Annotated in this window: 13 protein-coding genes; 9 read left to right on the top strand and 4 right to left on the bottom strand. The window is 60.9% G+C overall.

All coding sequences use genetic code 11. The features are described 5' to 3' along the window. Nucleotides 1–77 precede the first annotated feature (77 nt). Nucleotides 78–734, bottom strand: a complete 657-nt coding sequence (locus tag DM826_RS06180) for an alpha/beta hydrolase (protein WP_120102531.1) — start codon at nucleotides 732–734, stop codon at nucleotides 78–80. Nucleotides 735–860: 126 nt separating this feature from the next. Here DM826_RS06180 and DM826_RS06185 point away from each other — a divergent pair, with 126 nt between their 5' ends. Then, the gene (locus DM826_RS06185; RefSeq protein WP_120102532.1) at nucleotides 861–1,325 is read left to right on the top strand and encodes an Lrp/AsnC family transcriptional regulator; all 465 of its coding nucleotides are present in this window, start codon (nucleotides 861–863) and stop codon (nucleotides 1,323–1,325) included. A gap of 29 nt (nucleotides 1,326–1,354) precedes the next feature. Here DM826_RS06185 and DM826_RS06190 read toward each other — a convergent pair whose 3' ends face one another. Continuing rightward, nucleotides 1,355–2,371, bottom strand: coding sequence for an amidohydrolase family protein (locus DM826_RS06190; RefSeq protein ID WP_120102533.1), 1,017 nt, complete (start codon nucleotides 2,369–2,371; stop codon nucleotides 1,355–1,357). Between the two features lie 151 nt (nucleotides 2,372–2,522). Between DM826_RS06190 and DM826_RS06195 the strand changes: the two genes are divergently transcribed. Further along, nucleotides 2,523–3,206 (top strand): carbonic anhydrase, encoded by a 684-nt coding sequence (locus DM826_RS06195; protein WP_133304644.1) that lies wholly within the window; start codon nucleotides 2,523–2,525, stop codon nucleotides 3,204–3,206. A gap of 206 nt (nucleotides 3,207–3,412) precedes the next feature. Here DM826_RS06195 and DM826_RS06200 read toward each other — a convergent pair whose 3' ends face one another. After that, a complete protein-coding gene (locus DM826_RS06200) occupies nucleotides 3,413–3,934 on the bottom strand; it encodes a hypothetical protein (protein WP_120102535.1) in 522 nt (173 codons plus the stop codon). Between the two features lie 282 nt (nucleotides 3,935–4,216). On the opposite strand from DM826_RS06200, the gene DM826_RS06205 reads away from it, so the two are divergent. The 3 genes from DM826_RS06205 to dph2 all read left to right on the top strand — a co-directional run bounded on the left by DM826_RS06205 (nucleotide 4,217) and on the right by dph2 (nucleotide 9,287). Then, complete coding sequence (locus DM826_RS06205; RefSeq protein WP_120102536.1) at nucleotides 4,217–5,710, top strand: proton-conducting transporter transmembrane domain-containing protein; 1,494 nt, start codon at nucleotides 4,217–4,219, stop codon at nucleotides 5,708–5,710. Beyond that, a complete protein-coding gene (locus DM826_RS06210) occupies nucleotides 5,700–8,129 on the top strand; it encodes a DUF2309 domain-containing protein (RefSeq protein ID WP_120102537.1) in 2,430 nt (809 codons plus the stop codon). The genes DM826_RS06205 and DM826_RS06210 overlap by 11 nt, the downstream gene beginning before the upstream one ends. 99 nt (nucleotides 8,130–8,228) lie before the next feature. Continuing rightward, nucleotides 8,229–9,287: a diphthamide biosynthesis enzyme Dph2 gene (dph2, locus tag DM826_RS06215; protein WP_120102538.1), complete on the top strand. Its 1,059-nt coding sequence runs from the start codon at nucleotides 8,229–8,231 to the stop codon at nucleotides 9,285–9,287. A 26-nt stretch (nucleotides 9,288–9,313) separates the two neighbouring features. On the opposite strand, the gene DM826_RS06220 is transcribed toward dph2, so the two are convergent. Further along, nucleotides 9,314–11,095, bottom strand: a complete 1,782-nt coding sequence (locus tag DM826_RS06220; protein WP_120102539.1) for a sensor histidine kinase — start codon at nucleotides 11,093–11,095, stop codon at nucleotides 9,314–9,316. 267 nt (nucleotides 11,096–11,362) lie between these two features. Here DM826_RS06220 and DM826_RS06225 point away from each other — a divergent pair, with 267 nt between their 5' ends. The 4 genes from DM826_RS06225 to DM826_RS06240 all read left to right on the top strand — a co-directional run. Continuing rightward, nucleotides 11,363–12,328: a C-terminal binding protein gene (locus tag DM826_RS06225; RefSeq protein WP_120102540.1), complete on the top strand. Its 966-nt coding sequence runs from the start codon at nucleotides 11,363–11,365 to the stop codon at nucleotides 12,326–12,328. Between the two features lie 64 nt (nucleotides 12,329–12,392). Continuing rightward, nucleotides 12,393–13,232: an MBL fold metallo-hydrolase gene (locus DM826_RS06230; protein ID WP_120102541.1), complete on the top strand. Its 840-nt coding sequence runs from the start codon at nucleotides 12,393–12,395 to the stop codon at nucleotides 13,230–13,232. A 223-nt stretch (nucleotides 13,233–13,455) separates the two neighbouring features. Further along, nucleotides 13,456–13,665, top strand: a complete 210-nt coding sequence (locus DM826_RS06235; protein WP_133304645.1) for a hypothetical protein — start codon at nucleotides 13,456–13,458, stop codon at nucleotides 13,663–13,665. 128 nt (nucleotides 13,666–13,793) lie between these two features. Next, a partial coding sequence (locus DM826_RS06240; RefSeq protein WP_120102543.1) for a midas domain-containing protein occupies nucleotides 13,794–15,453 on the top strand: 1,660 nt, incomplete at its 3' end.

Below are 15,453 nucleotides of genomic sequence, written 5' to 3' on the forward strand. Positions count from 1 at the left end.
AGGCTTCGCCACAATCAGCAGTTGCGCCGAGTTGAAATATGTCTCCCCCGATTGTGCACGCGGCGTGCCTTGCCGCCTTACGCCACCTGCTTGGTGACGAACTCGACGACGGCCTCGTGTTCGGCGGGGCCGATCCCGTGGCCGCCGGCGTAGCTCGTGTATTCGACGGCCGCACCGAGCGTTTCAAATCGATCGGCAGCGGCCTCTGTGCGGGCAGCAGGAATGATCTCGTCGGCGTCGCCAGCCGCGAGCAACACCGGTTTGTCAGCGATCCCGTCGGGGTCGACATCACTGTGGGAGTCCGGCAGGTAGCCATGCAACGCGACCACCCACGCATACCGGTCGGGGGCATCGAGCAGCAGCGAGAGGCTGGTGATCGCCCCCTGGCTGAACCCAAACAGACCGATATGGTCGTCGTCGATCCCGTAGGCCTCGACGGCCGCGTCGATGCTCTCGATAATTAGCTCTCGGCTGCGCTTGAAATCTACCGCGTCGGGTTGACTCTGATGGAGCCCCCCGCCGGTGAGGTCGAGGTCGTACCATGTGTAGCCGCCCTGCAGGCGATTCGGGGCCTGCAGGCTCACGATATGAAGGCCGTCCGGGAGCGATCGAGCGACGGGCAACAGATCTTCCTCGTTGGCACCGCGGCCGTGCAGCACGAAGACCGCGGGGGCGGGCTCATCGCTCGGGTCGTCAGGGCCGATATGAACATGTTCGAGTGGCAGGTCGCTCATGGTCGCTATAGCCGGGCGGGCCTCATTAATACGGGAGTAACATCGATGCCACCGATCTGCGGCCAACGCCGACGCCGCCGGCCAGTTGGGGCGAAGTTATTTGCGGATACTGGTTCATCGTTACCTATGAGCGAGACACACATCGACGAGGTTGACCAAGCGATTCTCCATGCCTTACAGGCGGACGCCCGCAATCTATCGTCGGCCGATATCGCCGAGCGAACCGGCACCGCCGACAGTACGGTTCGCAAGCGTATCCAACGGCTCGAAGCCGACGGTGTGATCAAAGGCTACAGTGCGGATGTCGACTACGAGCAGTCAGGGTATCCCCTCCGTATGTTGCTGTACTGTACGGCATCGATCTCCGACCGCGGCGACCTGATCCCCGATATCCTGGCCATCGACGGCGTCATCTCGGTCCAGGAGTTGGTCACCGGAGAGGAGAATTTGCTTGTCACCGCGGTCGGCGAATCTGATAGCGATATCACGCCGGTCGCCCAGGAACTCCTCGATATGGGCCTGACCGTCGCCGACGAGGTACTGGTTCGGAGCCACAGGACGACCCCGTTCAGCGAGTTCGACTCGACGTAGCCGCTTCGCTGTGTCTGCGGCTTGCTTGATCAGACAACAACCTGTTTGATATCCAGTCCGGTTGCCCGACGAACAACAGCCGAGATCGGATTGACCGTTCCCGAGAGATTGTCGGAATCGCCATCAAGGACGAGCAATGCTGCCCGCCGGCCAGGCTCGATCACCCCGCAGTTGAGATCGGCAATCTCTGCCCCGGCCTGCGTCGCCATCCGCAAGACTTCGCGGTCGGTCACGTCGTAGGTTTTCGCCGTAAACGCCATCTCACGAAACATCGACGGCGGGTTGAGCATGACGTTATCCGTCCCAAGCGCGACGGTTGTGTGATCAAGCAACTCAGGGATTGGTGGTCGCCCGACGCCGAGGACAGCGTTCGCACGTGGGCAGACCGCAATCGGAATCGCTTGGTCGGCGACTCGTTTTAGGTGCTCGGCTTCGGCATGCACCATATGAACCAGTAGCTCCGGCTCGTAGTCTAAGGCGGGGTGGATGTCGGTTGCATCGGGCTCGCCGGCGTGGATGGCGAACGGTTTGTTCGCCTCGCGGGCGGCCGCACGCTCGTCGGTAAACTCGTCGTCGTTTGCGCCGCTGGCCCCGTAACCATCGGCGAGTTCGAGGACTGACGCCGGGCCGCTGCCGAAAATGACCGCGTCGGTTGCTGTTTCGCTGGCAGCTGTTCGGAGGGCCTCGGTGCCCGCCTCACCTGACTCCCGAAAATCGAGATGTGCCGCAGTCCCCGTGTCTGCCATGAATCGGAGGGTGCGGCGCATCGCCGCGATGAGTTCATCACGGCTGGCGGCGGCCAACCGGCGGTGTTTCTCGCTGTCCGGTGGCGCGACCGCCTCGTCTAACGAGAGGCCGACACCGGCTTCCTTGGCCACCGAGTCACCGATGTGGGTGTGGGCGTTGACGAACGCCGGCAGGACGATATCGGTCGAGTCCGTGGCCGTCTCCTCGACGGCCGTAATCTGCCCGTCGTCGACGACGACCCGGCCACAAACCGGCGCAAAGGAGTCCCCGGCGAGAATCGTCCCCTCAAACTGTTGCATACCTCAGTCCACCAGTTCAGCCCCGATATGTGTTTCCACCATCGGCCAACGAACAGGCTGGTAAATTTTATATCAAATACGAACAGATTGGTATTCAAGATGTGGTTTCGGCGATCCGTGGAGAGACTCTGTCGGCTGCGTGGAGGCCAGCATGGCTGACGACGACCTCGCGACGTTAGTCTCGGCGTTAGATGTTGAGCCGACTCGTGGGAACGACCGCGCAGCGACCGGGTCGACCGTCCTCTCTGTTTCCTGTACGCTCGGCGACTGCGATCACGATCCAGCATGGCTGACCGAGGCTCCCGCCGACCACGTCGGCGTGACGACGCTTGGCCCCCGAACATGGGAGCAACAGAACGGCGAACGGGTGCTCTCGGCGTCGATTCGGCGGCTCATCGCCGACCGGCTGGTTGCGGCGATCGTCGTCGTTGGCCACACTGACTGCGACGTGGTGGCTGATGCGTACGATCACGCGCACGATGCGACGGCGTCCGCGGCGGCCGGCATCCAGGCGACGCTCGCGCCGCTGGCAACGATGGTCGATGAGGCGACTGCAGCAGGCGTTGTTGGGCCCGAGGACTCCCCCAGACAGGCCCGGCAGCGACTCGCCGAGTACAACGTTGTTCGCAACGTCGCCTTTCTGCGCTCGCAGTTCACCGCGATGACCGTCGCCGGCGTCGTCACCGATCGGGCTGGCGTCTACGGATCGTTTCCCGGCAGGCAGTATCTGGTGGCTCTCGACGATGTGACCGAGCCGGCAACCCTCCGTGCGCGACTCCCCGATGATGCCCAGCTATCGGTCGGCTGCCAGCTATCGCCGGCGTCGACCAAATAGAATCCACTATTTCTATTAGCGGTCTCCGTAGACGCCGCTCAAACTCAAGATGCAAAACCCAGAAGACCACCGAGAGCGACGAGAACAGCACCGATCCAATTCAACGAGATACCTCCCACCGTGCCGCTTAGAGGTTGAACAATAACGAGAACAACGATCACTATTCCGGCAACTGCCAACGGCTTAGTTACGCCCTGGCTGGACATTTACAATAGTCCTCCACCACCTAGTAGCCCCCCATCATTACCACCTCGGTCAGGGTCGCTTCCCATATTCTCCCGCTGTTTGATGACGAAGGCAAATTCGGTCATGTCCATCATACCCCTATTGCGGTTGTTGAATTTATTTTCGAGCTCCCTCCATCCATCCATATCTTCGATCCCACAAGCACAAGCGATAACATAATCGTAATTGTCTGCATAATCTTCCAGTTGTCCACGTAGCTTCTTTTTCTGAGAGTTTGAGAAGTTCCGTTTCAATTCGATCCCAACCTTGTCATCCACGACCACATCCCCATATGATGTTCCTCGTTCTGTACTGACAACGTGACCACCTCCACCACCGGTACCTATTCCAAGGTCGAGCCCTCCGGACTGTTGATTGAGGACTTCATCAAGATAGTCCTGCAGCTCGGATTGATACTCTTTTTCGTGGCCGTACACCTCAGAGGGAATCCATCGCTCAACGTGATCAAGAACATTTCCGGCTAATGGATTACCGATGCCCATGTTTCGGAATCAATATCCTCGTCGAAAAGTCTTTCTCCAATATTGACTTATAATAATAAATACATTTTCTATATCCGCACGTACTTCCTGTAAGTATACCTCTGCATTGGGTTGCATGCGTTTTAACGATCTGCCGAAACCATAATGTTCTATAATCTGGGTTTGGAGAACAATCTGATCAAATAAATAGATTTATTGCACAGTTTGTTCTATAACAGAGCGAATGCGACCAGTGTTCGTCAGGTGCGGTCGTCCTGGCGGATCGGTTGCTCGACTCAACCCATGACAGACGGAACCCAGCGCAGATCAGTCGGATCGCTTCCCGAACCGAATAATGCGTCCTCGCGTGTGCCAGCGGCCCTCACCCGGTTCGTGTGGGCGATGTGGCTCGGCACGCTCGTCGTTGCGGCTGTCTTCGTCCGATCCGACCCCCAGTGGGCGGTCGAGGGGCTCGTCGCCATCGACGGGCTAACGGTCGTCATGTGGACGGTCGTCGCCTTCTTCAGCGGGATCGTCCACAGCTACTCACGTCGGTATCTGGCCGGCAACCCCGACAAGACCCGGTTCATCACGCAGGTCTTTGCGTTCACGCTGGTCGTGATGGTCGTCGTCGCCGCCGACCATATCGCGTTGTTCGCGGCAGCGTGGCTGGCGATGGGCCTGCTCATGGCTGAGTTGATCGGCCACGTCGACGGCTGGCCGCAGGCACAGGCCGCAGCCCGCACCGCCCGTCGATACTTCGTCGGGGGGGCTGCGTTAGTCGCCGCCAGCCTCACACTGCTGTGGTCGGAGACGGGCGCGACCACCATTACCGGGCTGCTTGACGCTGTCGGCGGTCTGTCGACGACGACCACCGTGCTTGCAGCCGGCGGGCTCGTCGTCGCGGCGATGATCCAGTCGGCACTGCTGCCGTTCCACACGTGGATCCTCTCGTCGATGACCGCGCCGACGCCCGCCTCGGCGTTGATGCACGCCGGCTTCGTCAACGCCGGCGGCGTCCTGCTCGCGCGGTTCGCGCCGGTCGTCACGGTCGAGCCGACGATCATGCTCGCTATCGTCGCCGTCGGCGCGGCCAGCGCGCTCGGCGGGAAGCTCCTGAAATCCGTGCAGTCGGATATCAAGGGTCAACTCGGCTGCTCGACGGTCGGTCAGATGGGCTTTATGATCATGCAGGCCGGGCTAGGCTTCTTCGGCGCGGCGATCACCCACCTCATCCTGCATGGCTTCTACAAAGCCTACCAGTTCCTCTCCTCGGGGGGTGAGGTCGAACACACGAGCCCGGCGGCGGTGAGCGATCACACGGCCGGCTTCAACGGTATCGGCAGCGTTGTCGTGACGCTTGTCACCGGAATTCTCGGCGGCGCGCTCTTTGCCGTGCTGACCGGCAAGGGAACGATTATCAACGGCGGGCTGCTGTTAACGTTCTTCGTCACCTTCGCCACGCTACACGCCGCCCGCAGCGCGGTGCAACACACCTCGTTGCCGGCGACGTTCCGCTACGGGGCTGTTCCGCTGGTCTTCTTCCCGGCGATTACGATCTACGCCATCGTCTACGAGGCGGTCTCGTTCCTGCTGGCTGACCTCCCGGTCGTGACGGCCTCGACGGAGCTAACGCTGTTGCATGGCGTCATCGCCGCTGTCTTCGTCGGCGTCTATCTCGCCATCGAGACCGGAGTTCACGAGGGGAGTGGGCGTCTCTACGTTGCACTGCTGAATCTGGGCCAACCGACATCTGACACGCTGCTGACGACCACGGAGGACTACAATGAGTACTGAATCCACAATCGACGACAGTATCGACAGCGCAGCAACCACAGTCGGCTCCGTCTGGCCGATCCACTCGTTCGTGACGGCCAACCCGCTTTCGGGGTTCGAAAACCAACCCTTCGAGCACGCCGTCTCAGAGGCGACCGACCTGCTCGGTGGCCGCGGCTACCCCAGTGCGGACACGTTCGAGCAGGCACTCACACGCGGGCAGATCGATCCCGAACTCCTCGAATCGGAGCTCGCCGACCGCGGCTACGATGCCGCTCCTGAGACGCTGCTTGATCGGATTGCCGACGCCGACGACAGCGGCATCGACGACGATGCCGGCGACAGCGACAGCGAGCGCGTCGATGCCATCCTGACAAAGTGGTTGCCGGTCTTTCTTGATGAGGGTCGAGCCCACTGGTCGATGCCAAATCGCGAGGAGGGCTTTTACAGCGCGTTCCGTGCGTTGGCGGCTCACGACGACGAAATTCCCAACTCCGGTATCGTTGCTGACCTGCCAGCCTCACCGACAGCGGCGATCGACGCCGTCATCGAGCCGTATCCGGAACACCAGTGGGAAGCGATCTTCGAGGAACAGCTGGCCGCCCTGCCGGGCTGGACGGGCTTCATCAAACAGCGCGTCGACGATGGCGGCGAGTGGCACTCAGAGTACCCGATCACGCTCGACGGCTACCTCGCTGTGAGATTGTCGCTGCTGGATGCCTTCGGCGTCGACCTCACCCCCGAAACAGACGGCGAAGCCACGGAGGTCGACACCGTTGATGAACTCAGCGAGGCGTTCCTGAGCGCGTGGGAGGCAACCTACCGCGAGGAGGTAGTCGACGCTGTCGTCGCCGAGAGCGAGGCGATCGCCGACACCGAAGGCGGAGCATCGAGCCGCCCGGACGCCCAACTGACCTTCTGTATCGACACGCGCTCTGCGGTGATCCGCCGCCATATCGAAGCCACCGGTGCGTACGAAACGTTCGGCTACGCGGGCTTTTTCGGGGTTCCCATCGAATACAACGGCTACGAATCTGACGTGTCGGTCGCGGCCTGTCCACCGATCCTCGACCCACAACACCGTATCACGGAACTGCCGACCGACGACGAGACCCAGGCAAGCCACGACCGCCTGGCGGGTGTTCGTGACGCTACCCGCGAGGTCATCGACACACTCCAAGCGAACGCGGCGAGTGCCTACGGGTTCGTCGAGAGTGCCGGCAGCGGCTATGGGCTCGCCTTGGCGGCGCGGACGCTCGTCCCCGGCCGCGTCCACGACCTCTTTGATGCCGTCGCCGACGCCGAACCCGACAGCCACGAGTTCTGTGAGCCGATGGTGCATCACCAACACACCTACGCCGGCGACCTCCCGGTCGGGCTGACGACAGACGAAAAAGTCGAGTACGCCGCGACGGCTTTCGAGTTGATGGGCATCGAGACGTTCAGCCGTGTGGTCGCCTTCGTTGGCCACGCCAGCGAGACCGAAAACAACCCATATGATTCGAGTCTCGACTGTGGGGCGTGTGCCGGCAACCCCGGCGGGCCGAACGCCCGCGTGCTGGCGGCGATCTGCAACGACGAGGCGGTACAGGACGAACTCCGCGATCAGGGCCATGCGATCCCCGAGGATACCATCTTTGTCGCCGGCAAACACAACACGACGACCGACGAGATCGACCTCTTCGACAGCGACGTGCCTGCAACCCACGCCGACGATATCGAACACCTCCGCGCTGACCTCGCCACCGCCCGCGAAACCGCGACCGCCGAACGCACCGACGCGATGGGCGCAGCGGCCACAAACGGTATCGACGAGACCGAACGCCGCGCAGCCGACTGGGCGGAGACCCGTCCTGAGTGGGGACTGGCCGGCAACGCCGCCTTCGTTATCGGGCCGCGTGAACTCACGGAGGATGTCGACCTCGACGGGCGTGCATTCCTCCACTCCTACGACCACACAACCGACCCCGATGGCGACGCCCTCGAAGCGATCCTCACGGGGCCGATGGTCGTCACCCAGTGGATCAACAACCAGTATTACTTCTCGACGGTCGACTCGGGCGTCTACGGCAGCGGCTCGAAGATCACCCACAACCCCGTCGGCAACGTCGGCGTCTATCAGGGCAACGGCGGCGACCTGCTGACCGGCCTCCCGCTGCAGTCGGTGGCTACGGGGCCTGATGATCCATACCACCAGCCGTTGCGTCTCTCGACGGTGGTTCACGCGCCCGTTGACAGCGTTACCGAGATTCTTGCCGACCACGCGGAACTCACGACCCTGTTGGACAACGGGTGGCTCTCGCTGACGGTCGTCGATCCGACCCGTGACCACGACGCCTTCCACTACGACGGCAACCTGTCCTGGACAGGCGAACCTGACCTCGAGGCGGCTATCGACGACGCTGAACCGGCCGCGCAAACGGTTCCCGCTGACGACTAACGCGGCTCTCTATTTTTCGCCAACCAGCGATGGTTGAACAATCGTGACAGTGTGGCGATAACGCCGTGGTTATACGGCTTCGACAGATATGAGCGTGTAATGAGCCACGACGCCAGCGACGACAGCTACTCCGAGGGTGACCTCCGAAACACGGGGATGGATCTCCGCCACGACCGCGAGTGGGATTACGAACTTGAACGCATCGTCGACGAGATCGAGGAACGCGATGCTGAGAAGGTCGGCCTCCAGTTCCCTGAAGGCCTCAAGCGCCGGGGCCCCGCTGTCGCTGACGATCTCCGGGAAGTCGTTGACGACGACGTGACGATCCTCCTCTCCGGGCAACCGTGCTATGGTGCCTGTGATCTCGATACCTATCTGATGCGCCGTACCGACGTGTTCGTCCACTTTGGGCACTCCCCGATGAAGGAGTCCGACCAGATCATCTACGTCCCGTTGTTCTCCAACGTCGATCCCTTCCCGATTCTTGAGGACTCTCTCGCGGAGATCCCCGATCCCGATGACGACCCTGCGGTCGGGCTGGTGACGACCGCCCAACACATGAACCGCTTCGGCGAGATGGTTGAGTGGCTGGAAGAGCGTGGCTACGAGGTGCATACCCGCAAGGGCGACGACCGCCTAACCTACGAGGGCCAAGTGCTTGGCTGCAACTACGCCTCCGCCGATATCGACGCCGACAACGTGCTCTACGTCGGCGGCGGGAAGTTCCACCCAATGGGGCTGGCGATGGAACACCAGGACAAACACATCGTTATCGCCGATCCCGTCAACAATGTCGTGACCATCGCCGACCCCGACCAATTCCTCAAAGAACGGTATGCGACCGTTCACAAGGCGATGGACGCCGAGAAGTGGGGTGTCATCTTCTGTACCAAGATCGGTCAAGGCCGGTGGGAGAAAGCCGAGGAAATCCTTGAGAACAACGACAATGCCTACCTTATCACGATGGATGAGGTCACGCCTGATCGGCTGCTGAATTTCGATATGGATGCCTTCGTCAACACCGGCTGTCCACGGATCACAACCGACGACGGCCCGCAGTTCCACAAGCCGATGGTGACCCCTGGCGAGTACGAGATCGCGATGGGCAACAAACCGCTGGACGAACTCGAATTCGACACGTTCCACGGTACGTGGTGAGGCGGTCGGCGGTCGTCAGCGACCGATTAGTCCTGCGCTAATTCTCTCTTGCTTTGCGCTTCGTCGTCAGCAGCAGGGCGTACCCCGGTGATCTCGAATCGGGCCCCACCGTCGCTGCTGTCGGTCACGGTGATCTCCCAGTTGTGCGCGGCGACGATATCCTGTACGATCGCCAGCCCGAAGCCGGTGCCACCGCTCGCAGCGGTGTACCCGCTTTCGAACACGTCGTCGTGGTCGGTCGCGTCGATCCCGGTGCCATCATCGGCCACGTAAAAGCCGGATCGCTGCCCGGCATCGGTGGCCAGGCCGCCATCGCCAAGCACGCCAACACGCACCGTGACCGGTGTCTCATTATGCTCGGCGGCGTTTACATAGAGATTCTCGAAGACCTGTAACAATCGATCACGATCGGCTGCAATCTTGACATCTTCTGGAACTGACGCCTGCAGTGTGCACTCATCAACATCGCTGTACGTCCACGCTGTCCGGGCCGCCGCCGCAAGGCCGACCGGCTCGGTTGCGTCGATCGTCTGACTCGTGCGGGCCATCGTGAGTAGGTCGTCGATCATCGATTCCATCCGTGTCAACGCCGCCTGCGCGTCCTCGATCTCCTCGCTGTCGCACTCCCTGCCAGCCATCTTGAGTCGCCCTTTCGCCACGTTGAGTGGGCTCCGGAGGTCATGGGAGACGATGCTGGCGAACTCGTCGAGATGCTCGTTTTGGTCGCGGAGCTGTTGCTCACGCGCTTTGCGCTCGGTGATCTCGTGGAGTCGTATCAACTGTCCCGTCTGCGTGTTGGTTCGATTTTCGATCGGCACACTGTCGACAGTAAATGTTCGTTCTGTCCCGGCTTCCGAGAGCGTTGTCTCGCCTGACTCATCTGTGGTAACCCAGTCGACGGAATCAGGAAACGGTGCAAAAAATTCAGTTGCGGCCATTCCACGCCACCCCTCTGGAGCGTCGACCAACTCTCGCGCCGCGGGGTTGCAGTCGACAACGCGCTGGTGGTCGTCAAGCATGACCACCGGATCGGCCAGTTGTTCGACAAGCTGTTTCCGCCCGATGGGGGCGACTTTGAGCAGTCGATACCGAAAGATCGCGACCGCGAATGCGACAGCGGTCACACCGAAGGCGACATGTGATGGATTCCACTCCGGAGGAAGCACCCGAAGAAAGAGCGCTGTGCTCGCTGCTAGCGGCGCGCCAGCACCGACACATAATGCGGCAGCCTGTCCGGTGTAGATGTCACCGCGATTTGCTACGAGATAGCGGGCGATAATCCCACCACCGAGGAGCAGTATCGCATAGGTATAGAGCTGGAAGAGACGAAATGCGGGGGTGAGTGTGAGATCAAGCGCAACCCACTCGGCAAAGGTGATCCCCGCGATCGTCACCGGGCCTTGTGTCATCAGCCCATTCGCTTTGAGCATGAACTCCGGGTTGAGTACGACCATCACACTGGTTGCAGCGATCGTCGCCAGCGCGAAGCCAACCGTCCACCGGTTTATCCAGCGTGTCTGCTCGGTATACGTCAGCCCAAACCAGGTAAATGAGTAGACAAACGCGAACACAAGGACAGCGTTGCCGAAGTTGTTTCCGGCCAAAATGAGTGCTGGCACCGTTATTGTGCTCACGAAGATCGCATTGAGTTGCCACACACAGATTACAGACAGCAACACGATGAACGCGAGCAGTTCGGGTGTCCGACCGCGTCGATGATACTGCCGGAGCGAATAGACCAGCAGCGACGCCGTCACCAGCAGGATCCCCACGAAGACGGGCACCTCTGGTTGCAGTTGAAAGGTCATGCTCGGGCGAATGCTACGCCAACGTTCCGTCCGAACAATCAAAATAGTACTGCATCGATGGGCCTTTCGATTGTCTTATTCAACTATTATTTCGCAGAAGTCGACAAACCTAGTGCGTGTCTGCACAGAGAGTTAGGTATCTCATAGAAGCGATCTTGGAACACTCGCTTTGACCGTTGCCGGTTATATTTGTCAGTCCCGACAGCTGCCCCCACGCATTGAGAACCAAAGTAACGGTTCATATGCCTGCAGGCAAAACGGTTCAGCATGCCAACTGTTGTTGTCAACGACGATCCGATGATCCGCGCTGAAACCCTCCGTCACGTCCTCGGCGACGACGTGACAGTCGAGGTCGCTGACCTGCAGACGACCGACGATATCATTGCGGTGGCCGCCGATGCCGCGGCCCTCGTTGTCGACGTCCAGACCGACGTTCCTGCCGCGGTTTTTGAGGCCTGCGAGGAGTTAGAGATTGTCGCCCGCGCAGGCGTCGGCGTCGACGGCGTTGATATCCCCGCGGCGGCCGACCACGGTGTCACCGTCGTCAACGTCCCCGATTACTGCCGCGAGGAGGTCTCGACACACGCGGTCTCGTTGCTGCTGGCCTCGGTGCGGCGACTCAACGTCTACGATCGATCGGTCAAAGGCGGCCGCTGGGAGTGGGAAGATGGCGCGCCGATCCATCGCCTGACCGGCGAAACCGTTGGCTTCCTCTCGTTCGGTCAACTCGCAAAGGCAACCGCCGAGAAACTTGCCGGCTTCAACTGCGATATCGTCGCGGCCGATCCCTACGTCGACACCGAGGCGATGGCCGACTACGGCGTCGAGAAAGTCCCGCTTGACGAACTGCTCGAAACGGCCGATCACGTCTCGGTGCATGCGCCACTGACCGATGAGACGCGGCACCTCTTTGACCGTGATGCGTTCCGCAAGATGAGCGAGAGCGCCGTCCTTGTCAATGTTGGCCGTGGCCCGATTGTCAAAGAGGATGCCTTGGTGTGGGCGCTTGAAAACGACGAGATCGCCGCCGCCGGGCTCGATGTCCTCGAAGACGAGCCGCTGACGAACTCGCCGCTGGCTGACCGCGATGATGTCATCCTGACACCGCATACCGCCTTCTACTCGGAGGAGTCGCTGGCGGATCTCAACGAACACATCGGCCACGATATCCTCGCAGTCTTCGACGACGAGGAGCCAGCAGGCTACATCGATCCCGAGGCTGACTGGCTGTAACCGCTTCGGCCCGGCTTCGACCGCGACGGCAACGTTTAGAATGGCCCATCACGGATAGCCACCTATGACAGTCAGCGATTGGGGCGATTGGCTGCCGACCGCCGTCGCCGACGCCGACCCTGAGACCGTCGCCATCTGGTATCTCGGCTGCAATGGCTTTGTGATCAAGGGCAGTGAGGGCACAACGATCTGGATCGATCCCTACGTCGGCCTCGGCGATCCACCGCGGACGATCCGGATGATTCCGGTGCCGTTCGATCCCGAGGACGTGCCGGAATCGGCGGCCGATGCTGTGTTGGCAACACACGAACACACCGATCACACGCACGGCCCAAGTCAGGGGCCGATTCTCGAACGTACGGGCGCAGACTTCTATGCTCCCGACGACAGCCTCGCGGTCGCTTTCGACGACGAAAACTGGCTCGACAGCTACGACATCAGCGAATCACAGTTCACCGAGGTCGCCGAGGGTGACACCATTGCGATCGGTGAATTCTCAATCGATGTTGTCGAAACGCAGGACGCCGATTCGACCCACCCGGTCGGCTACATGATCCAACATGAGTCGGGAACGATCTTCCATGCCGGCGACAGCAAACCCGCCGACAATTTCGCCGATCTTGGCGAGGAGTACGATATCGATCTCGGGATTCTCGCCTTCGGAGCGATCGGCAACATTCCTGACAAGGAGACCCGCGAGCCGGTGCGAACAAAGTGGTATGCGACCGAAAACGAGACGATCAAATCGGCGTCAGATCTCCAACTCGACCGACTGCTCCCGAGCCACTGGGATATGTGGAAAGGGATGACCGCCGATCCGACTGTGCTTCACCACCACGCCGCTTCCTATGCGTATCCCCAAGCACTGGAAATCGTCGAGATCGGCGATCGGGTCGAACTGTAACATCAGCAGATCACCCACAAAACCGCGTCGCCGTTGTGAGTTCTCGATTGGGTCTATAGAAGATATTCGTACAACTTGACAGAAGATGATCGCCTGTATATACACATATAATCGCATTTTTACGGACACACTAACAGTTAAGTCTGTAGCAGACATACATATATCCGAAGTAACATCGAGATCAGCACAACAAACGCTGTGTCATATTACGGAGAACAACACAATGATGACCGATTACGACCTCCCAGTGTGGTTCTGGGATCCGGAGACGACTGACGAAGACCGCAGCGACTGGATGACACAAGAGCGGTGTCGCCGACAGGCAATGCGACAGCAAACCGCCTACCGCCGCCGCATGGAGCAATCAGCCGAGCGACGGGCGCGTCGCGAGGCAGCCAACCCCGCAACGGTTGCTGTCGAGGAGTACCGCTAAGCTCCCTTCTCACCCCAGTCGACGACACTTATACTGCAGTTGCCGGTGGTGGGCGTCGACAGCCAGCGGTGGTGTGTGCCCGTCCACCAGCCCGCACATTTTAAGTCGTTGGTTGAATAGTCCTTTTTATGAGCCAGGGGCCAGACACGGATGACCTCGTGACGGTGTCCAACGACGGCGTTGTCGTCGAGAAGACCGTCACGGCCGAGGAGTTCCCCGTCCCAGCCGTCGCGTTTACACTCACGTCGAACACGGATGTGCCGGTGCATGTTCGACTAACCGACCAGATCCCGAGTTCCTTCCCGATGGAGCGGGTCGGGTTCCATCCTGACTACCACAGCGACGCGTGGACGGCCTACAAGAACCACCGGGTCGAGTTCGAGCACACGCTCGACCCAAACGAGACAATCGAAACCGTCTACGGCATCCGGACTGACGACCCTGAGGAACTCCAACAGTTCTTGACCGAACCCACGATCAAAGAGATCGCCACCTCCGAGGACGATCCCAGCGATATCGAAGGGGTGCTTGGCCCAGACAACAGTCAACTCATCCGTGACGTGCTGGCCGGTGAACGCTCCTCACTCCCCGGCGCGGACGCCGGCGAGACTCCACTCGATGGCCCCATCGATCCCAGCGAGTCGGATGTCGACCCCGAAACGCCGCCCGCAGACGCGACCGCAAGTGATCCCGCCGATGACGAAGGCACCGACAGCGACGAGACGGTCGCCAGCGATGAGACACCAACGCCCGATGCTGATGATGGGCCCGTCGACGCGGAGCCTTCGACCGACGACGGTGCCGATATCGACGAGACCGCAAGCGAACCATCAGCGGTCGACGACGATGGAGCCGATGCCGATGACATCGAGCCCATCGATGGCGATTCAGCAGCCCCTGACGACGCTGCCGACCCAGAAGCCGACGATGCGGCCGACGTTGCCGATGATGACCCCGATATCGACCCGATCGATGATGTCGATATCGACGCCGATCCTACCGAGACGGACGACGAGTGGGGGCCAGCAACCGGCCCTGACGCCGATGCCGACGCGACTGCGGACGACGAGTGGGGAACCGAAACCGGGCCTGACGCGACCAACGAGGATGACGCACCCGCCGAGGATGAGGCAGTCGACGAGCCGGTCGCCGACGAAACAGCCGCTGCGGAGCCCGACTCGGACGCGGTCGACGACGCGGAATCCGCTGCCGATGACGCAGTGTCGACAGCCGACGAGGAGCCCGCTGATTCAGCGGCACCAGACGATGCGTCGTCATTCGACGATGCTGTCGATGAGGTCGATGACGAACCGCCGGTCGACGGTGCCGACGAGGCAGGTGACACCGACGTCGCCTTTGACGACACCGAATCAGCGATTGATGCGGACGCCGCCGACGAGGGGTCGATCGACGACGAAATCGACAGCGACGAGGAAACGGATTCCGGTGTGGAATCCGACCCCGACGACGGTGGGACGGACACCGATGTTGATACCGAGCCCGAACTCGATACCGACTCTACCGATGACAGTACCGAATCGATCGGCGCTGACGTCGACGACACTGCCGACACCGACGATACTGACGTTGCTGACACCGACGATACTGACGTTGCCGACACCGACGGCACCGGCGACACTACGGCCGACGATGTAGCCGATCCTGAAGCGACCGCCGACAGCGACGATGCGGCCGAGGAGGATGCTATGACACCTGATTCTGAACCTCACACCGACGACGAGCCTGTTGCAGCGACGACCGACACCGAGCCAGCAACCGCGGCGACCA

Source organism: Halonotius aquaticus (genome assembly GCF_003605575.1).
In the GTDB taxonomy this organism is placed as follows: Archaea; Halobacteriota; Halobacteria; order Halobacteriales; family Haloferacaceae; genus Halonotius; species Halonotius aquaticus.

Coding starts and splice junctions, on each gene's coding strand:
- DM826_RS06195 (WP_133304644.1), top strand. CDS start 2,523: ATGGCTGACGACGACCTCGCGACGTTAGTCTCGGCGTTAGATGTTGAG.
- DM826_RS06185 (WP_120102532.1), top strand. CDS start 861: ATGAGCGAGACACACATCGACGAGGTTGACCAAGCGATTCTCCATGCC.
- DM826_RS06220 (WP_120102539.1), bottom strand. CDS start 11,095: ATGACCTTTCAACTGCAACCAGAGGTGCCCGTCTTCGTGGGGATCCTG.
- DM826_RS06210 (WP_120102537.1), top strand. CDS start 5,700: ATGAGTACTGAATCCACAATCGACGACAGTATCGACAGCGCAGCAACC.
- DM826_RS06230 (WP_120102541.1), top strand. CDS start 12,393: ATGACAGTCAGCGATTGGGGCGATTGGCTGCCGACCGCCGTCGCCGAC.
- DM826_RS06190 (WP_120102533.1), bottom strand. CDS start 2,371: ATGCAACAGTTTGAGGGGACGATTCTCGCCGGGGACTCCTTTGCGCCG.
- DM826_RS06205 (WP_120102536.1), top strand. CDS start 4,217: ATGACAGACGGAACCCAGCGCAGATCAGTCGGATCGCTTCCCGAACCG.
- DM826_RS06235 (WP_133304645.1), top strand. CDS start 13,456: ATGATGACCGATTACGACCTCCCAGTGTGGTTCTGGGATCCGGAGACG.
- DM826_RS06200 (WP_120102535.1), bottom strand. CDS start 3,934: ATGGGCATCGGTAATCCATTAGCCGGAAATGTTCTTGATCACGTTGAG.
- DM826_RS06180 (WP_120102531.1), bottom strand. CDS start 734: ATGAGCGACCTGCCACTCGAACATGTTCATATCGGCCCTGACGACCCG.
- DM826_RS06225 (WP_120102540.1), top strand. CDS start 11,363: ATGCCAACTGTTGTTGTCAACGACGATCCGATGATCCGCGCTGAAACC.
- dph2 (WP_120102538.1), top strand. CDS start 8,229: ATGAGCCACGACGCCAGCGACGACAGCTACTCCGAGGGTGACCTCCGA.